This window comes from Thalassobacillus sp. CUG 92003, from assembly GCF_013618635.1.
In the GTDB taxonomy this organism is placed as follows: Bacteria; Bacillota; Bacilli; order Bacillales; family Halobacillaceae; genus CUG-92003.
In genome coordinates this window covers 1-17714 of the sequence record NZ_JABLSJ010000014.1, presented here as the reverse complement: position 1 = coordinate 17714, position 17714 = coordinate 1, and the positions used below count along the sequence as shown (strand labels likewise).

20 protein-coding genes are annotated in these 17714 nt (G+C 44.8%); 10 read left to right on the top strand and 10 right to left on the bottom strand.

From position 1 onward, the window contains the following. Positions 1 to 16 precede the first annotated feature (16 nt). The 4 genes from HOP45_RS17400 to HOP45_RS17385 form a co-directional block, all read right to left on the bottom strand. Positions 17 to 886: an SDR family oxidoreductase gene (locus HOP45_RS17400; protein ID WP_181350658.1), complete on the bottom strand. Its 870-nt coding sequence runs from the start codon at positions 884 to 886 to the stop codon at positions 17 to 19. Positions 887 to 1018: 132 nt separating this feature from the next. Further along, positions 1019 to 1417, bottom strand: coding sequence for a GNAT family N-acetyltransferase (locus HOP45_RS17395; protein WP_370458061.1), 399 nt, complete (start codon positions 1415 to 1417; stop codon positions 1019 to 1021). A 21-nt stretch (positions 1418 to 1438) separates the two neighbouring features. After that, positions 1439 to 2536 (bottom strand): D-alanine--D-alanine ligase, encoded by a 1098-nt coding sequence (gene ddlA / locus HOP45_RS17390; RefSeq protein ID WP_181350657.1) that lies wholly within the window; start codon positions 2534 to 2536, stop codon positions 1439 to 1441. Positions 2537 to 2770: 234 nt separating this feature from the next. Continuing rightward, positions 2771 to 3391: a pyridoxamine 5'-phosphate oxidase family protein gene (locus HOP45_RS17385; protein WP_181350656.1), complete on the bottom strand. Its 621-nt coding sequence runs from the start codon at positions 3389 to 3391 to the stop codon at positions 2771 to 2773. A 142-nt stretch (positions 3392 to 3533) separates the two neighbouring features. Here HOP45_RS17385 and HOP45_RS17380 point away from each other — a divergent pair, with 142 nt between their 5' ends. Genes HOP45_RS17380 through HOP45_RS17370 form a run of 3 tightly spaced genes read left to right on the top strand, consistent with a single transcriptional unit; the run spans position 3534 to position 5808 of the window. Then, on the top strand, positions 3534 to 4427 hold the full coding sequence (locus HOP45_RS17380) for a pseudouridine-5'-phosphate glycosidase (protein WP_255437740.1): 894 nt from the start codon (positions 3534 to 3536) through the stop codon (positions 4425 to 4427). After that, entirely contained in the window at positions 4424 to 5305 is an 882-nt protein-coding gene (locus tag HOP45_RS17375; protein ID WP_181350654.1) for a carbohydrate kinase family protein, read from the top strand. Before HOP45_RS17380 ends, HOP45_RS17375 begins: the two co-directional genes overlap by 4 nt. A 29-nt stretch (positions 5306 to 5334) precedes the next feature. Further along, complete coding sequence (locus tag HOP45_RS17370; RefSeq protein ID WP_181350653.1) at positions 5335 to 5808, top strand: hypothetical protein; 474 nt, start codon at positions 5335 to 5337, stop codon at positions 5806 to 5808. Between the two features lie 63 nt (positions 5809 to 5871). Here HOP45_RS17370 and HOP45_RS17365 read toward each other — a convergent pair whose 3' ends face one another. Beyond that, complete coding sequence (locus tag HOP45_RS17365; protein ID WP_181350652.1) at positions 5872 to 8034, bottom strand: ATP-dependent helicase; 2163 nt, start codon at positions 8032 to 8034, stop codon at positions 5872 to 5874. Between the two features lie 149 nt (positions 8035 to 8183). On the opposite strand from HOP45_RS17365, the gene HOP45_RS17360 reads away from it, so the two are divergent. Then, positions 8184 to 9305, top strand: a complete 1122-nt coding sequence (locus HOP45_RS17360; protein WP_181350651.1) for an oxidoreductase — start codon at positions 8184 to 8186, stop codon at positions 9303 to 9305. Between the two features lie 40 nt (positions 9306 to 9345). Continuing rightward, positions 9346 to 9609, top strand: coding sequence for a hypothetical protein (locus HOP45_RS17355; protein WP_181350650.1), 264 nt, complete (start codon positions 9346 to 9348; stop codon positions 9607 to 9609). 153 nt (positions 9610 to 9762) lie between these two features. Here the strand turns inward: HOP45_RS17355 and HOP45_RS17350 are convergent, their stop codons facing one another. Then, entirely contained in the window at positions 9763 to 9999 is a 237-nt protein-coding gene (locus HOP45_RS17350) for a hypothetical protein (protein WP_370458060.1), read from the bottom strand. Positions 10000 to 10195: 196 nt separating this feature from the next. Here HOP45_RS17350 and HOP45_RS17345 point away from each other — a divergent pair, with 196 nt between their 5' ends. Genes HOP45_RS17345 through HOP45_RS17335 form a run of 3 tightly spaced genes read left to right on the top strand, consistent with a single transcriptional unit; the run spans position 10196 to position 11526 of the window. Continuing rightward, positions 10196 to 10789 carry a TetR/AcrR family transcriptional regulator gene (locus HOP45_RS17345; RefSeq protein WP_181350649.1) on the top strand — a complete coding sequence of 198 codons (594 nt, stop codon included), beginning with the start codon at positions 10196 to 10198 and terminating at the stop codon, positions 10787 to 10789. 2 nt (positions 10790 to 10791) lie between these two features. Beyond that, the gene (locus tag HOP45_RS17340; protein WP_181350648.1) at positions 10792 to 11199 is read left to right on the top strand and encodes a DMT family transporter; all 408 of its coding nucleotides are present in this window, start codon (positions 10792 to 10794) and stop codon (positions 11197 to 11199) included. Between the two features lie 12 nt (positions 11200 to 11211). Continuing rightward, positions 11212 to 11526: a DMT family transporter gene (locus HOP45_RS17335; RefSeq protein ID WP_181350647.1), complete on the top strand. Its 315-nt coding sequence runs from the start codon at positions 11212 to 11214 to the stop codon at positions 11524 to 11526. Between the two features lie 166 nt (positions 11527 to 11692). Here HOP45_RS17335 and msrA read toward each other — a convergent pair whose 3' ends face one another. The 3 genes from msrA to nadE form a co-directional block, all read right to left on the bottom strand. Further along, the gene (gene msrA, locus HOP45_RS17330) at positions 11693 to 12385 is read right to left on the bottom strand and encodes a peptide-methionine (S)-S-oxide reductase MsrA (RefSeq protein WP_181350646.1); all 693 of its coding nucleotides are present in this window, start codon (positions 12383 to 12385) and stop codon (positions 11693 to 11695) included. Between the two features lie 88 nt (positions 12386 to 12473). After that, entirely contained in the window at positions 12474 to 13037 is a 564-nt protein-coding gene (locus HOP45_RS17325; protein WP_181350645.1) for a cysteine hydrolase family protein, read from the bottom strand. A 3-nt stretch (positions 13038 to 13040) separates the two neighbouring features. Then, positions 13041 to 13790, bottom strand: coding sequence for an NAD(+) synthase (gene nadE, locus HOP45_RS17320; RefSeq protein WP_181350644.1), 750 nt, complete (start codon positions 13788 to 13790; stop codon positions 13041 to 13043). A 189-nt stretch (positions 13791 to 13979) separates the two neighbouring features. Here nadE and bshB2 point away from each other — a divergent pair, with 189 nt between their 5' ends. Further along, a complete protein-coding gene (bshB2, locus tag HOP45_RS17315) occupies positions 13980 to 14663 on the top strand; it encodes a bacillithiol biosynthesis deacetylase BshB2 (protein ID WP_181350643.1) in 684 nt (227 codons plus the stop codon). A gap of 52 nt (positions 14664 to 14715) precedes the next feature. Here bshB2 and typA read toward each other — a convergent pair whose 3' ends face one another. Continuing rightward, complete coding sequence (gene typA / locus HOP45_RS17310; protein ID WP_181350642.1) at positions 14716 to 16554, bottom strand: translational GTPase TypA; 1839 nt, start codon at positions 16552 to 16554, stop codon at positions 14716 to 14718. Positions 16555 to 16817: 263 nt separating this feature from the next. Between typA and HOP45_RS17305 the strand changes: the two genes are divergently transcribed. Beyond that, on the top strand, positions 16818 to 17597 hold the full coding sequence (locus tag HOP45_RS17305; protein ID WP_181350641.1) for a FixH family protein: 780 nt from the start codon (positions 16818 to 16820) through the stop codon (positions 17595 to 17597). Positions 17598 to 17714 lie beyond the last annotated feature (117 nt).

Genomic DNA, 17714 nt, shown 5'->3' with positions numbered 1-17714 from the left:
TTTGTACCAGGTACGCCTAGCTTGAGGTGAAGAGGCCGCCGTTGATGTGGATGAATTGACCGGTCATATAGGAGGAGTCGTCAGATGCTAACAGGACGTAGCTTCCGATGTGCTCCACGGGTTGACCAGGCCTTCCCATAGGCGTGTTGGTACCGAACTTTTCCACCTTTTCCTCTGAAAACGTTGCTGGTATAAGTGGTGTCCAAATTGGGCCAGGAGCTACACCATTCACGCGAATGCCGCGGTCCACCAACTGCTGTGCCATTGAGCGTGTAAAGGCGACCACTGCTCCTTTTGTGGCAGTGTAATCAACTAACTCCGGATTTCCCGTGTACGGATTAATCGATGCGGTATTGATGATGGCACTGCCCCGATCCAAATGCGGAATCGCGGCTTGAGTCATATAAAACATGGAATAAATATTCGTGCGGAACGTACTTTCCAGTTGGTCTGGTGATATATTCATAATATCGTCAGTGGGATGCTGTTCTGCTGCGTTGTTAACCAAAATATCCAGCTTACCAAATGCTTGGATGGTTTTCTCAACAACATCCTTACACACATCTGGATATCCCACATCTCCACTAATTAACACTGCTCTTCGCCCTTCAGCTTCAACCTGTTCTTTGGTCAGGGCTGCATCTTCGTGTTCTTCCAAATAAGAAATCACTACGTCCGCGCCTTCTTTTGCATAACCAATAGCAACAGAGCGACCAATGCCACTGTCACCGCCGGTAATTAAAGCAACTTTCCCCTTCAGTTTATTGCCGCTCCGATAATCATCATCTGCCTGCAAAGGCTGTGGGTCCATGGGACGCTCGTACCCAGGCTGGCCCGCCTGATGTTGACCTGGCTGCCCTTCTGTTTGACGATAATCGCGATCCATACTATCTCCTCCTTAGTCCCTAATCGTTATTCTGAAATATTTCCTAAGGAAGGTGTTCCACTATACACATTAATTAAACTAGGTTTATCTGAATAATTAATATTCCAGCAAAATAAATAGGTAACCAAACTGCTAGTTCCATTCTTCTGCTGATTTTCTAAATCCATAAAACGGTCGAAATTGCTGTTGTGTATAATACGTTTGAGACTGACTAGTGGCTAGCATGTCGATACGCGTATCTGGATATAATCGGTGAGCCTCCTTTAATAATAGCTTCCCGATTCCATGGCCGCGCCAGTCTTCTCTGACTAATACTTCGGACACATACAACGTGACTATTTGATCGGTCAATGCCCGTAAATATGCTATAACTTCACCCTCATACTCAACCACTAACACAGGAGATGACTGTTCAAATGCCTGACGTGTCGCCTCATAGCGGGACACAAGGCCAGACCATCCTTCCTGTGAATTTAAAGACTGGATTGTATCAAAATCGTCTGATTGATAAGAACGGATGTTAATGGTCACGTCATTTCCCTCTCTTTCTACTTAATCATCATGGATGGAATGCTTAAGTTCCAGATCACGATGATGACGTTCAAGTGCCAATTCAATCAATCTATCAATTAATTGATCATACGGTAAACCGCTCACTTCCCATAGCTTCGGATACATGCTGATTCTAGTAAAACCAGGTAATGTGTTAATTTCATTGATAATAATTCGCCCGTCGTCTGTGAAGAAGAAATCAACCCGCGCCAGACCTTCACAATTCAATGCTTGAAAAGCTTGAATAGACGCTTCTTTTATCGCTTTGACTTGCTCATCATTGAGGTCGGCTGGGGCTTCCAGTATAGCTCCCTTCTCATCGACATACTTTGCTTCATATGAATAAAATCCGTCCTGAGGCAAGATTTCGCCTGGTAAGGAAGCTTCGGGGTCTTCGTTTCCTAGAACGGAACATTCAATCTCCCGCCCATTTATACTTTCTTCAATGATGACTTTATGATCAAATTGAAATGCCTCTGTCAGGCCGCGATTAAAGTCATCTTCATGCTCAACTCGACTTACACCGACCGATGAACCCTGGTTGGCTGGTTTAATGAACAGAGGCGTCCCGAGTTCTGCTTTTACCTGCTCAAATTGTACCGTGGACCTATTGTTTCGTGACACAGTTATGGATCGGGCGACCTCTAATCCCGCTCCGTGAAGTAAGCGTTTCGCGATATCTTTATCCATGCTCACGGCAGAACCCAGTACACCACTCCCGACAAAAGGCAGGTTAGCCAGCCTGAGCATTCCTTGCATACTCCCATCTTCCCCAAGCGTCCCATGCACGATAGGAAAAATAACGTCAAGTTGGTCGAGCTGCTGATCACCAAGCGCCACAACTTGGTTAGTTGCTTTCCCAGGAACTACTGCTATACCTTCATTTGATTTGTTAAGGGCAATTAACTTGGGGTTCTCCTCATTCAGCAAAAATTGCGAAGCCTTACTAAGGTGCCATTTCCCTTCTTTATCGATTCCGATTAACACGACGTCATATTTATTTTCATCAATCGCTTCTATAATGTTTTTGGCCGACTGCAGCGATACTTCATGCTCTGCAGATTTACCCCCGAATAATATGCCGACTTTTCGTTTCACTGGTACCACTCCTTTTCTCTTCTAACCGTTCTTACTCCAATTGTATGTAGTTTCTACGGCATTTGCTTTCATACATACTTTCGCGTTCCCCCTACAATTATCCTGCAAACAGATGGGTGATCGTTGTCAGAGCACCTTTTCATTTGTTGCTACGATTGAGCAAGACTTTTCAAATTTAACGTCTATGAATACATAACGATGCCCATAAAAAAAGAGCCTGGATTAAACCCAAGCTTATCTCTCAGCTATTTTATCGTTCGTTTTTTTGGCTTTAAAATAGTCGCCGCCTTTATATTTATCTTGATCCGTTCCCCAGTGTACACGTTTATCCTGTTTTTCCATCAAAGGGATGTGTTTTGAGCAATGGATATAAGCTTCTTCTACAGATACCACGACCCACCTTAGCGCCCGTCCCTTTTCACTTGCTTCAATCTCCTGCATCTGATCTGAGCTCAAGTCTAAGACGTCTGCTAAACAATCATGTTCGATGATGTCTGCGGTACCATTAATATGCAAACCAATGGCATCCTGTTCAAAGTCAATCAGCATCAAACCAATATGCGGGTTCTCAACTATGTTGCCGAGACTGGCCATCACACCATTCCCCTTATATTCAGGGTAAAATACCGTCTGTTCATCATACACGCGCACAAACCCTTGCGGCCCCGCACGAAATGAACTATCACAATTCCCTTGGGCGTCTGAGGTTGCAATAAACATCATATCGCGATCACGTATAAAATCAATCATCAGCTCATTTAAATGTGCCAGCATTTGCTTATCGTAAAAGGCAATGGCCTGTTGCTTCGTCTGATATTTTTCCTGCAGACGTCTCTCCCCTTCCGATCCTGACATACCGTCACCTCCATCGCTTCAAGGTCATTTTTAGCTCCTTCTTCATATTACCGTACTCCACTTCGGCCAACAAGCCTGACTCCATCTATCAGCCTTTGTTAAAATGAGATATAATGATGGCAAGGGAGGAATAAAATTGAAAATGCTGCATTATAGTCCAGAGGTAACGGATGCTTTACTACATAACAAACCGATTGTCGCTTTAGAATCGACCATTATTTCGCATGGCATGCCTTACCCTGAGAATGTTGAAATGGCACGAAAAGCTGAACGCATCATTCGTGAAGAAGGAGCAGTGCCAGCAACAATCGCCCTCATGGATGGCAAAATAAAGATAGGTTTGACGGAAGAAGAGATCGAACGCCTGGCTCAAGAGGAGGGCGTCGTCAAAACGAGCACGCGGGATTTAGCAGGTGTTTTAGCGAAGAAGCAAACGGGAGCGACCACGGTGGCGACGACCGCTTATGCTGCCGATCAAGCAGGTATTCGTTTTTTTGCCACAGGCGGGCTGGGCGGTATTCACAGAAACGTAGCAGAGCATCTTGATATTTCAGCTGACCTGACAACGTTAGCCCATTGTAATATCTGTGTTGTGTCGGCCGGCATCAAATCCATCCTTGATGTACCGAAAACGTTGGAATTCATGGAAACCCTTGGGATTGCAGTATATGGATTCGAAACAGAACGATACCCTGGCTTTTACTTTCAAGAAACAACGTTGCCCGTTGAATCGATTTCCGCTCAAGAGGCAGCCGATATCATGAAAGTGAAGCAGCACCTAAATCTCAGCCAAGCTATCCATGTAGCGGCCCCTATCCCCCCTCAGGATGCCATGGATAAAGGGGAGATAGAAACCATCATAAACCAGGCCTTACGTGAAGCAGACGAACAGCACATAACAGGCAAGGAGATCACTCCATTTTTACTTTCGCACATTAAACAAGAAACGGGCGGCGCCAGTTTAACTGCTAATTTATCGCTTATGTACAATAACGCCCGTATTGGAGCAAAAATCGCGGTGGCCCATCACCAATGATTACAGTAATCGGAGATATGGTAGTCGATGTGATTGTACACAAATCCGGAGCACATTACGGAACAGATACGGTATCGAATATTACGACAAGTCCAGGCGGCCAAGCGAATAATGTGGCAGCCAGTATTCAGGCATGCGGGGGGCAAAGCACCTTACTCGCTAAAGTCGGTTCCGATGTTTACGGCCGATACTTAATCGAAAAGGTCCAGGAACAAGGCATCTCCCCCGCCATTGAACGTGATCAAGAGTTGGAGACAGGGAAGATCGTCATTCTTGTCGATAAACAAAACGGAGAACGAACAATGTTCACGGATCGCGGGGCGAATCAGACGTTGGCGTGCGAAGAAGTTTGGCGGCAAGCCGAGACCATCCGCAACAGCCAATGTTTATACCTCTCAGGTTACAGTTTCTTTGATGCTAAAACGGTAGACGCCGTTATGGCAGCAAAAGAAATTGCGATAAAAGCTGGCATTCCTACAGCAGTCGATCCAAGTTCCAGCTATTTTTTACACACGCACAAACAAGATTTGCTCCATTTTATTCAAGGCGCGGATTATTTTTTCCCTAATTATGAGGAAGGCGAATTGTTAACTGGTCAATCGGAGCCAGAAGTGATTTTAACCAGGCTGTCTGCCTTCGCCAAGCATCCTGTGTTGAAATTAGGTAAAGAGGGCTGTATGGTCTATCACGGTGGTGAAACTCAACGTATTCCGGTTGCACCGACTAACGCCATCGATACGACCGGTGCGGGAGATGCGTTTATTGGGGCTTATCTCACGGAACTTTTTCGAAACGGCCATAACCATAAAGAAGCGGGAGTGTTCGCAAACAATTTCGGGGCCAAAATCACTCAATTTCCAGGCCCCCAGCCCTTTTAACAATCGTTAGGACGAGGAGGAAAATCAGATTGAAATCTATCATCGGTGTTGGTCTGAGTCTGCTTCTAATTACAGGGTGCGGCAAAAATGTCACGCTCGAAGACTTAACCGGATCCTATCCAGATGACGTTGGCCAACCTATGGAAGAGCTTACGTCGGAGCAACAAGAGCTTGTCGGCGTCCCTGACAAACTACCATTCGAGGAAAAATCTGTCGAAGCGCACGTGTCCAAAGAAAATGAGCAGCTTTCTGAAATTGAGCTCATCTACCACGGGGAAAAAACAACCCTTTCGACTATAACTGTACTGCGCGACATGGAAATCCACGTTAACCCGGACCGGCAAATCAATATGGATTCAGGCGCTGTCGCCAGTGTCATGACAGAGGGAGAAACCACACGAATTGAATGGTACAACAGCACGAGAGATGTCATCTATCAGCTGGTCTATGAAGGGAAAGATCCCGACCTTGCCCAGGTTATGGAGACGGTGAATTCTATATAATTCCTAATAACCATCGGAGCCGTTCGCATACATAGACGAACGGCTCCTTTTTATGATCATCGATCAGCCAGATGCAGGTTCGAGTTTTTTGAAGTTCCGGCTAATCGGTCGAGGCGCTTTTAAGCCATCAAAAAAGATTTGATACGTATTGGTTTTCTCATCGATCGCTTCTACCGTGCCTTCCCCGAAAACGGGGTGAATCACTCTGGCTCCTACCGAGAATTGGCGGGCTGATTGCTCGGAAGAAGGATCATGATAAGCTGACCGGATGAATGCTTTGGCTTCTTGCTCCAGCTCTTCATCCAATTCTCCCACCCTCTGGTACAGGGTCTCGTCGACTTCAAAAATGAAGCGTGACGGATATTTTCGCTGACCCCCATTTTGGAAACCTTCCGATTCCGTGATAAACAACTCCTGCTCAGCTCGTGTCATGGCTACGTAAGCAAGCCGCCGCTCTTCCTCAAGCGCTCGTTCTTTTCTGTCCCGTAAAGCCCGTTCATTCGGCAGTACCCGTTCACTCAGCCCTACCAAAAATACATAAGGAAACTCTAATCCCTTAGCGGTATGAATGGTCATAAGCTTAACCGTATTACGGCGGTCATCACGATCGTGATCCGTATATAATGTGAGCATTTGCAAGTAAGCTTCGAGTTCTAAATCTTCTCCTAACGTTTGCTCATATTGCACAATCGAATTAAGCAGTTCAGCTATATTATCCAACCGTTCTTGATCGCCGTCTTCTCTCAAGTAAGCTTCGTATCCTGTGCGTTGCATGGCTTCCTGCAGCAACTCAGATACATGAAGGCTTTCCCTTCTCTCCCTCAGTGACTCGATCGCTTGAATGAAAGGCGCTGCACCCGTACCATTCAATCTCGCATGGTCTTGATAGCGTTTCAATGTTTCATAAAGACTCAAACCGTCTGACTGAGCCCGCTCCCGCAGGAACTGCATCCTCTTTTTACCTATCTGACGCTTTGGTTTATTTACAATACGTGAAAACGCCAAATCATCAGCCTGAGCTACCATTCTAAGGTGGGCAATGGCATCTTTTATTTCCATCCGTTCAAAAAATTTAAAACCACCAAAAATGGTATAGTCGATCCCCTCATTCATCAATTCCTGTTCAATAAATCGGGATAAATAATTCGCCCGATACAACACCGCCATTTCATTATAAGCAGCCTGGTTCTCTGTCACTAATCGCTTGATTGTATGGATCACCCACTTAGCTTCTTCCTGCTCGTGTTTACCATGAAAATGCGTGACTTTCACACCAAAGGGATTTTCCGTCACCATTTGTTTATCGACGCGAAAGGCGTTCTGTCTAATCAGATCATTACTGACGGATAAAATTTCAGGTGTCGACCGATAATTTCGCTTTAAGATGATTGTCTCTGCCGCAGGAAAGTATGCTTCGAATTCTACAAGGAATTTAGGATCAGCCCCTCGCCATTCATAAATCGTCTGATCCGGATCCCCGACGACGAATAAATTGCCATGTTTGTTAGAAAGCATCTGCAGTAATTCAAATTGCTTGCCACTGCTATCCTGGAATTCATCGACCTGCACATAAAATAACCGCTCTTGCCACTTTTCCAACACCTCCTGATACTGCGCAAACAGCACAAAGGTGAAGTTGAGTAAGTCATCGAAATCGAGGCCATAAACCCGCTTTTGCTTCGTTAAATAACGCTGAATAATTTGGCCATCGAGATCCCCAGCTTCGTCTGCTGATGGCATCTCCCCGCGGGTAATCATCTGTTGCACGTAATGAGTACTCCCTTTCAACACCCCAATCTTATCCAAAATGCGTTTGAACGTTTTGTCGTTCAATTTTAAATCCATTTCTTCAAAAATTTCTCGAAGTATAGTCTTTTGATCATCCACATCCAAAATGACGAAGTTTTTCGGATAAAACAGGCGGTGAATGTCTTCGCGTAACACACGGACACAAAAACCATGGTAAGTTGTGATGAAACCAGTATCCTGCTCGCCACCAATCAGTTTTTTAACCCGTTTTCGCATTTCATGAGCCGCTTTGTTCGTAAAAGTTACGCAAAGGATATGAGCAGGGTCGATCCCCAATTCATTTACGATGAAGGCGTAACGATGGGTCAAGGTCCGCGTTTTTCCAGACCCGGCTCCTGCTATGACTCTATAATACCCCTCCGTCGCCATGACAGCCGCTGCCTGATTGTCATTCAGGTTCCCGAGCAATTCTCCCATAAATCTACCTTCCTTTTACAAGAACATTTGTTTGCATTATACCATAACTTCCTTTATTTCCTAAGAGGCTTTTGTTTAAACTCAGCAAAAAAATGGAATTAGATTAAAGAAAGTCAGGAATCTACAACCAGATTTAAAGGAGAGAAACAATGACCTATTCCAATAACCTATTATTCAACAACGTATCTTTGGGGCCATTGCCGCTTAAAAACCGTTTCATCGTAGCACCTATGACACGCATCAGTGCATCAGAAGACGGCGTCATCAATGACCGAATCATAGATTATTATCAACGTTACGCAAAAGGTGGCTTTGCCGCAATTATTTCCGAAGGCATTTATATTGATGAAAAGTATTCCCAAGGTTATGCCAATCAACCTGGCTTAGCTAACGCTAAACAAACTGAAACATGGCAGGAAGCTGTGGAAGCTGTCCATGAACATGGCGCAAAATTCATCGCCCAGCTCATGCACGCGGGAGCACAATCCCAATACAACGCTTTCGTCCATTCCAACATCAGCCCCTCCGGTGTCAAACCAAAAGGAGAGCAATTATCCTTTTATGGAGGCGAAGGGAGTTATGCAGACCCTGAAGCCATGAGTTTAATCGACGTTCAAGATGTTAAACAATCATTTGTCCAGGCAGCAAAAAATGCTAAGCGGGCTGGATTCGACGGCGTGGAATTGCATGGCGCGAATGGATATCTGCTAGACGAGTTTCTGACTGATTACTCCAACCAACGCAGAGACCATTATGGCGGTTCTACGAGCGATCGCATGCAATTCATCCTTGAAACGATTGCCGATGTCCGCGATGCAATCGGTCCGGATTACCCTGTTGGCATCAGACTCTCGCAAGGAAAGGTTTCTGACTCAGAACACCGCTGGGCCAATGGTGAAGATGATGCCAGCATTATATTCGGCAGCCTGGGAAAATCAGAAGTCGATTTTATCCACGTGACCGATGAAGATGGCGCTCAACCTGGTTTTGGAGAAGATAGCCGAAGTATGGCTCAAGCCGCGAGAGATTACAGTGGACTTCCGATCATTGCAAACGGAAAGCTATCGGATCCCGAAAAAGCCGCTTCAATGATTGCAAATGAAGAAACAGATATGATCAGTCTTGGAACAGGCGCATTAGCCAATCCAGACGCCCCGAACAAAATTTACGAAGGAAAACAGCTAAACGAATTTAATGCGAAAAATATCATGATGCCGCTTGCAAACATTAAAGATGAAGAATTGAACATGTCCTTAGTCACTCATTCTTAGTTGAGTTAAAAGACCTCCGTTTGTTCGGGGGTCTTTTATTATGCGCCTCTGGCCGCTATGGCGCGGAGCGACGATATTTTGTGGCGATGCGATGATAAATGCCGGCGGAGCGACGATAAGGGAATCAGGTCCGACGACATTGTGCGGAACGACGATATTTCCAGCGGGTCCGATGATAAGTGCCGGCAGAGCGACGATAAGGGAATCAGGTCCGACGACATTGTGCGGAGCGACGATATTTCCAGCGGGTCCGATGATAAGTGCCGGCGGAGCGACGATAAGGGTATCAGGTCCGACGACATAGTGCGGAACGACGATATTTCCAGCGGGTCTGATGATAAGTGCAGACGGAGCGACGATAATGGGATCAGGCCCGACGATATAACGCGTAAGCACTGGAGTTCAAAAAAATAAGCCTCATCAGGCTAACTAGATGACCTGATGAGGCTTAATCCTATTAAACTTTCTCCTTCTCTATCACCATCGTGTCTTTACCATCTTCCTTCGCCTTTATGACCTGAACCTGCTTAAGATTTCCGATGTTATCAAACTGAATGGATAACCGATCACCTAAATTTGCGAATGCAATCACGCGTTCCTTTAAAATCGAAAGTTCGTTATCTTCATGGCCGTACTCCATCAAAATAGCGTATTCTCCCTCGTATCGTCCCAAGGTGTACTGATTTTTGCTCACAAATGAGCTCTCCCTTTCTGAACAGATTTTAAATATCTTATCAAGACGTTATTAATTAACGTATTCCCGGTATTCACACTGTCGAAACATTGAAAATTCTGTCATCTCAACGTGTAGACCGAGAGGGGTGGACACAGTAGGATTTTCTGTGGTACAGTTAGACTAACAAACGTTAGTTAGTGAAGGTGGCGATAGGATGACCCAACAAAAAATTTTGGATGTTGCGATCGATTGTTTCGGGCAATACGGTTACCAAAATACAAGCCTTTCTGATATTGCCTCGGAAATCGGCATCAAGAAACCGTCCCTTTATAATCATTTTGCCAGCAAGGAAGACATCTTTTTCGAAGTTTTAAATGAAGTGACACGACGGGAAAAGGATTTTTTCTGTAACCAGATTCATTTTGCTCAAGATGCCACGATTAAGCAGCGCTTGGAGAATGTTTATCAAATGTATATCGAGCAGATGGCCACATCTAAAGAAGGTCAGTTTTGGAAGCGGGTCACTTTTTTTCCACCGGAAGAATTTTCAGATGCTATACGACAGAAATTCATCGAGGTTGAAACGATTGTCACTGAGCTTCTTCGCCCCATTTTTCAACAAGGTATCCAGGATGGCATCATTCGTGATTTAGACATTGAAACGTTAACCTCGGCATTTTACACACTAATTGATGGTTTGTTTTTAGAAGAAAATTTCTACGATGTAGATTTATTTGCCAAGCGGCAAAAAGCGAGTTGGACCATATTCTGGTTGGGGATTAAACATCCCGGACATAAGGAGGATTAACGATGGCATGGATCTATTTATTAATCGGGTCGCTATTTGAAATCGGATGGGCTATTGGACTGAAAATGTCAGATGGGTTCAGTAAACCACTCATTACCAGCATTACGGTCGTGCTCATCTTACTCAGTTTCTATTGTTTTACGAAGGCTTTAAAAGAAATCGATATTGGCACAGGGTACGCCATTTTCACTGGTATTGGAGCGGCAGGCACGGCTATAGTCGGCATGACATTCCTGGGAGATTCAGCAAATCTTGGGAAGGTCTTTTTTATTGCTCTTTTGATTACTGGAATCATTGGCTTGAAGCTCTCTGCTTCTAAAGGGATCTTGCAGGAAGAAGAAAACAAGGGAACATCGTCAGAACAAGAGTCGGAAGAGGTCATGACGCCTCAAGAGGTTGAAATTGGATAGGAGGTGTCTGTGATGGCATGGGTATTTTTAGTGTTAGCAGGCATAGGTGAAATGACAGGCATGCTGTTTCTAAAACTTTCTGATGGTTTTTCTAAGGTCAAACCAACGATTGGAGCAATAACCGCTGCTTGTTTCAGCTTTTATTTTCTGTCACTTTCCTTAATACACTTACCGGTTGGAACGGCGTACGGCATTTGGACCGGAATCGGATCCGCTGGTACTGTCCTGATCGGCATGTTGTTTTTTAAAGAAAGTGCGCACCTGAAGCGGGTATTTTTTATCGGCTGCATTGTCGCCGGTGTCGTCGGCTTAAAATTCGTATCTTAATGAAGGAGGCAGATAACATTATTAACAGTCCAAAACAGAAACAAAAACCTCGCCCCCAACCACACAAATAGAGACAACGCGACGTAATCAAACACAAACGCGTTGTCTCTATTTTTTTGTACCTGGTACAAAACGCTGATTTTGAAAAGAGCCGGGTGTTCCATTTTTATTCTTTGGTTGGGAAGTCGAGTTCTCGGTCGTTCCCCCAGGTTTCGTTCAGGTAGTCATCTCGCCCTGAACCATTGCGATAGAATTTGTAACGCAGTTCATTCTTTTTATAGTAGTCCTGATGATACTCTTCTGCTTTATAGAAAGCCTCTGTTTCCCGTATGGGTGTCACAATCTCACCTTCAAAACGTCCTGACTCGGCCATTGCTTGTTTCGAGGTCTCGGCTAGCTGCTTTTGATTTTCATTGTGATAGAAAATCGCTGACGTATATTGATGACCTCGGTCAACAAATTGCCCCTCATCATCTGTTGGATTAATTTGCCGCCAAAACACATCAAGCAGTTCCTTGTATGAGATAACGTCGGGGTCAAAGTAAACTTGTATAGATTCTATATGACCCGTCCCTCCAGCTGAAACTTCTTCATAAGTTGGATTTGTTGTTTCGCCCCCGGTATAACCTGAGACGACCTCCTCTACTCCTTTCAGTTTTTCAAATGGAGGCTCCATACACCAGAAACAACCGCCGGCAAACGTGGCGACGGTATACCCTGCAGGGATATCCTCCTGACTGACAGCTTCGCTTTCATAATTACGCTTCGTAAAGTACGCGTAAGCTTCAGGAATCAGGAGCGCACCTAATACAATTAAAACGCCGCCAACCAGCCACCATTTCAGTCGCCGCTTCTTCATATAAGCCTCCTCCTTCCGTCTCGTACCCGTACCTGGTACAAAATGTTGATTTTGAAAAGAGCCGGGTGTGTCATCACGGCATGTTTGTCTATTTTAATTCTTCCCAGTTTAACTGATGGGATTCTCGAAGGTCGGCAAATAAGGAGCGTTTCATAATTTGTAGGGCGTTTTCGTTATCACTATGATGTTCAGAAGCGACACAATCTTTCGGGACGTAGATGTTATATTCCCGCATGTAGGCATCGTTCGCTGTAAATAATACGCATATATCGCCAGCTATGCCGGTCATAACTAAATTCTCAGCTCCTATTTGGTTTAGGAGAATGGTCAGCTGAGTGCCATAAAAACCTGAATGTTTAGGCTTGATAATAAAGAAATCATCATCTTCCGGAATAATCTCCTGGATCACTTCTTTCCCCGGCCCCTGTTGACACTCTTCAATCAGCTCCGCGACGTTGTCTTGCCATAAACCGAAGTTGTCATTAACATAGATGACCGGAACGTCTCTTTTCTTGGCTTCTTGTTTCAAGTCCTGAAGGTTGCCCATAATGGACCGTGTGTTTTCCAGGAGATTGTGTCCACCCTCGAAATCCATTTTGTTAATCATATCGATCATAATGAGTGCTGTTCGCGAACGCTTCACCTCTGACATTGATCATTCTCCTTTAAACGGGGATGGTTCGGCTGGCATTTGACGCTTATGTTCAGTATTTTCATGCATGGTGTGAAGCGAAGAACGATCCGAGTCGCTCACCGGTTGTCCCTGTAGGTAAGCATCGATTACATCATATGAAACGCCCATTTCACTCTCATCAGACTGGCCTTCCCAAAGTCCAGCACTCGGGGCCTTAGAGATAACGGAGTCCGGAACCTCTAAATACCGGGCCATCTCTCTTACCTCCGACTTGTTCATATGAACGAGCGGGACCAAGTCGACGCCTCCATCGCCATACTTTGTAAAGTAGCCTGTGTAGTGTTCTGCAGCATTATCCGTTCCTACTACGAGATAACCGTAGTTAGCTGCCACAGCATATAACGTACTCATGCGGAGCCTGGCTTGCAGATTCGCCCCGCCTAACTGGGAATGCTGTTCATTCCAGTCCCCTTTATCCGTCAGTTTTTGTTCGATCGTACCGTATAACTGCTGATACGTCTCGGTTAATTCAATTCCCACATAATCGAGTCCGGCATTTTTAACGACATCCAGTGCATCTCCTTGATCTTCTACATGTTGATCGATAGGTAATATAACCCCCAGGGACTGATCGGGAGCCGCCCGCTTAATCAGTTGGGAAACGACGGCCGAATCTATGCCGCCACTTACACCTACGAGCAAACCGTTCAACCCTGACTCTTCGACCTTATATTGCAACCAATCTACTAAATGATTGACCCTTTCTTCCATTCGTGTAACACTCCTTAATTAAAATGTGATGTCACGAAGCATGTTCCTTATTTTGCAAGGCAATAAACAATAATTTATGATGCTCGCCCTCGTCTATACCATTCGCAAACAGATAGCTTTAAAATGCTCGTCGTCTGCGGGATAATGATGAGTGGAATATCACATCCAAATAAAGGAGTGACATTGTATATGGAACAGGAAAAACACGTGCTTGTCATCTTTCCTCATCCTGATGACGAAGCGTTCGGTGTATCAGGAACCATCTCCTCATTTATCAAACAAGGCACACCGCTCACTTATGCATGTCTGACCTTAGGTGAGATGGGGCGCAATCTTGGTACGCCGACATTTGCCACGAGAGAGAGTTTGCCAGGCATTCGAAAACAAGAGCTTCTCAAAGCTGCAAATGCCATGGGAATTACGGATATGCGAATGATGGGTTTAAGAGATAAAACGCTTGAATTTGAAGATGACGAGGCGATGACTCAAATGATTAGCGACCTCATCGAAGAGTTGGATCCCTCTCTCGTGATCAGCTTTTACCCGGGATATTCAGTCCATCCCGATCATGAAGCGACCGCACGGGCAGTCGTCCGGGCCGTTAGAAAAATCGCACCGTCAGAGCGCCCGAAATTGCACTGTCTAGCCTTTGCCAATAATACGTACGACGATTTAGGCCATCCTGATATCGAACGTAATATTGCCGATGCTAAAGATGAAAAGTTAAATGCTATGCATGCACATATATCACAAACAGCACGTTGGCTGGAGATGATAGAAGAAGGAATCAAAGTGAATGATCCGGAAGCTTTAAAATGGGTGACCACTGAACAATTTTATAGTTATGATTGGGAAAATGACCTCGTGGAATAAATCTCCTCCCATTAAAAAAACCTGCTCCGTTAAATCGGAACAGGTTTTTTTGTTACTCTGCATTTTGCATTTTTTTCTTTTTCGCTAAACGTTCGCGTTCCCCTTTATTGAGGATTTTCTTACGAAGTCTGACAGCTTCAGGTGTAACTTCACAATACTCATCGTCATCCAAGTACTCGATTGCTTCTTCGAGTGTCAATGAACGGGTTTTCTTGATAGTAACCGTCGTGTCCTTATTCGCAGAGCGCACGTTAGTGAGATGCTTTTCTTTCGTAATATTAACCGTCAGATCATTATCGCGACTGTGTTCGCCCACAATCATACCTTCATACACATCGGTACCAGGTTCAACAAAGATTGTTCCGCGATCCTCAAGGTTCATGATGCCGTAAGTTGAACTTTTTCCTTTATCTAAGGAAACAAGTACACCTTTACTGCGGCCGCCCACTTGACCTTCCGCTACCGGCGCATAGCCGTGGAACGTATGGTTCAAGATGCCATAACCGCGCGTCATGGACATGAATTCAGTTGCGTAACCGATTAATCCACGGGAAGGTACGATGAATTCCAGACGCACTTGGCCGTTGCCGTCATTCACCATATCCTGCATTTCACCTTTTCTGGCACCAATTGATTCCATCACGGGACCCTGAAACTCATCAGGTGTATCAATTTGCACGTACTCGACAGGTTCACATGTTACGCCATCTATCTCTTTAAGGATGACTTTAGGCTTCGATAATTGCAGTTCGAAACCTTCGCGGCGCATGTTTTCGACGAGGATGGATAAGTGAAGTTCTCCGCGTCCTGAAACAGTCCAAGCATCCGGCACTTCTGTCGGATCAACACGCAGGCTGACGTCCGTTTCCAACTGAGTCAGCAACCGTTCCTCAATTTGGCGTGCCGTCACGTATTTTCCTTCCCGTCCTGCAAATGGGCTGTTATTCACAAGGAAAGTCATTTGCAGCGTAGGTTCGTCAATACGTGGTATTTCCATCGCTTCTTTTTTATTAGCAGAACAAACTGTCTCGCCGATATTAATATCTTCGAGCCCGGCAATCGCAATAATGTCACCAGCTTTAGCTTCTTCAATTTCACGACGCTTTAAGCCGATGAAGCCGAATAATTTCGAAATCCGGAAATTCTTCGTACTTCCGTCCTTTTTCATCAGGGCAACTTGCTGCCCGACTTTAATCCTCCCGCGGAAGACACGACCAATCCCGATCCTCCCGAGATAGTCGTTGTAATCCAGCAGCGTAACTTGAAATTGCAGGGGATCTTCTGAATTGTCTACCGGCGCAGGAATGTTATCCATGATCAGATTGAAAATCGGATCCATGGTTTCTTGCAAGTTATCCGGCTCATCACCAGATGTACCGTTCAGCGCGGAAGCGTAGACTACCGGGAATTCCAACTGATCCTCGTCAGCACCCAGTTCAATGAATAGATCCAGCACTTCATCAACGACTTCATTCGGACGGGCATTAGGGCGATCAATTTTATTTAAAACCAGTACTGGTGTCAGCTTTTGTTCCAAAGCTTTCTTTAAAACAAAACGCGTTTGCGGCATGCACCCTTCATAGGCATCAACCACAAGTAAAACACCATCTACCATTTTCAAGATTCTCTCAACTTCACCGCCAAAGTCAGCGTGACCCGGGGTATCAAGAATATTGACACGCGTGTCATTGTAATTAATCGCAGTATTCTTCGCCAAAATGGTGATACCGCGTTCTTTTTCTAAATCATTAGAGTCCATCGCACGTTCTGCCACATGTTCATTTTCACGGAAAGTCCCTGAATAATGAAGCATCTGGTCAACCAACGTTGTTTTCCCATGGTCCACGTGCGCAATAATAGCGATATTTCGAATATCTGTTCTGTGTTGCATAAAAGCACACACCTCTTTCAACTCACAAAATTATTCAACTTTTCTATTATAACACAAACCCAAAGAGAATCATACAACCGATTCTCCTTCAGGTACGCACATGGAGCGTACCTGGTACAAAAATCGGTTTTTGAAAGAGCCGGGTGTGTCGTGTAATTTTAATGTGTCATGTATTTGCCACATTTATGCGGGGGATAATGGGTACAAAGTGGTTGCATCCATGTTATTCTTAACGTGATTATATAAAGAAGGAGTTGAAGCAGTTGAAAAAGCTATTATGTATGTCTTTTATTTTCTTGCTGTTCACAAGTGCCTGCGGCTCCCAGGCCAAAGATGATAGTGGTTCTAGTAACGCCGAAAGCAATGGCGGCGATAGTGAAGCACTAGCGATGGTCGAAACTGAGATTACGCTGGCACCTGATCAACCCGAACCGAATAAGCAAACGTCCATTGAAGCAACAGTTACCCAAGACGGGGAAGCTGTAAATGATGCGGATGAAGTAGAGTTTGAAATCTGGAAAAAGAACGCGTCTAAAGACAACAGCAAAATGCTGAGTGCTGAGTCAACCGGAAATGGGGTTTACCAAGCTGAGTTCACTTTCCCAAGTAAAGGTACTTATAACATCACGGCCCATACAACAGCGCGCGATATGCATGTGATGCCAACCAAAACCGTAACAATCGGATCTCCAAATAAGGAAACAGCCGAGGATGACTCGGAAGAAGACTCGGAGTCTCACGCCCACGGAGACGATAACTTCGCGATTCATGTGATGACAGATAAAACGTTCACGGCGAAGACAGAGTCAGAACTTATAGCCCATATCCAAAAAGATGAGGAGCCGTTCCAGCAAGCGGATGTGCGTTTTGAAGTATCTTCTGATCAGTCGAAAAATGAGAAGTTCATCGATGCAGCTGAATCCGACGATGGAAAATATTCAGCAGGTTACACATTCCCCGCCTCTGGTAACTATACCGTAAAGGTTCATATTGAAAAAGGTGACATTCATACACACAAAAAAGAATCCATCACGGTTGAATAAGAAAAAATCCGTCTCATAGTTGCTTTGAGACGGATTTATCTATTTTAATGCTCTAATAAGCTTAGCCTAGTGGTGTAATGTCAACTGTAAATTGATATGGAATTGGAAATTATTTTG

Excerpts from the sequence above, each read along its gene's own strand:
- HOP45_RS17365 (WP_181350652.1), bottom strand. The coding sequence starts at position 8,034 with ATGGGAGAATTGCTCGGGAACCTGAATGACAATCAGGCAGCGGCTGTC.
- bshB2 (WP_181350643.1), top strand. The coding sequence starts at position 13,980 with ATGGAACAGGAAAAACACGTGCTTGTCATCTTTCCTCATCCTGATGAC.
- HOP45_RS17325 (WP_181350645.1), bottom strand. The coding sequence starts at position 13,037 with ATGTCAGAGGTGAAGCGTTCGCGAACAGCACTCATTATGATCGATATG.
- HOP45_RS17340 (WP_181350648.1), top strand. The coding sequence starts at position 10,792 with ATGGCATGGATCTATTTATTAATCGGGTCGCTATTTGAAATCGGATGG.
- HOP45_RS17385 (WP_181350656.1), bottom strand. The coding sequence starts at position 3,391 with ATGTCAGGATCGGAAGGGGAGAGACGTCTGCAGGAAAAATATCAGACG.
- HOP45_RS17375 (WP_181350654.1), top strand. The coding sequence starts at position 4,424 with ATGATTACAGTAATCGGAGATATGGTAGTCGATGTGATTGTACACAAA.
- typA (WP_181350642.1), bottom strand. The coding sequence starts at position 16,554 with ATGCAACACAGAACAGATATTCGAAATATCGCTATTATTGCGCACGTG.
- HOP45_RS17360 (WP_181350651.1), top strand. The coding sequence starts at position 8,184 with ATGACCTATTCCAATAACCTATTATTCAACAACGTATCTTTGGGGCCA.
- HOP45_RS17380 (WP_255437740.1), top strand. The coding sequence starts at position 3,534 with ATGCTGCATTATAGTCCAGAGGTAACGGATGCTTTACTACATAACAAA.
- msrA (WP_181350646.1), bottom strand. The coding sequence starts at position 12,385 with ATGAAGAAGCGGCGACTGAAATGGTGGCTGGTTGGCGGCGTTTTAATT.
- HOP45_RS17400 (WP_181350658.1), bottom strand. The coding sequence starts at position 886 with ATGGATCGCGATTATCGTCAAACAGAAGGGCAGCCAGGTCAACATCAG.
- HOP45_RS17335 (WP_181350647.1), top strand. The coding sequence starts at position 11,212 with ATGGCATGGGTATTTTTAGTGTTAGCAGGCATAGGTGAAATGACAGGC.
- HOP45_RS17355 (WP_181350650.1), top strand. The coding sequence starts at position 9,346 with ATGCGCCTCTGGCCGCTATGGCGCGGAGCGACGATATTTTGTGGCGAT.
- HOP45_RS17345 (WP_181350649.1), top strand. The coding sequence starts at position 10,196 with ATGACCCAACAAAAAATTTTGGATGTTGCGATCGATTGTTTCGGGCAA.
- nadE (WP_181350644.1), bottom strand. The coding sequence starts at position 13,790 with ATGGAAGAAAGGGTCAATCATTTAGTAGATTGGTTGCAATATAAGGTC.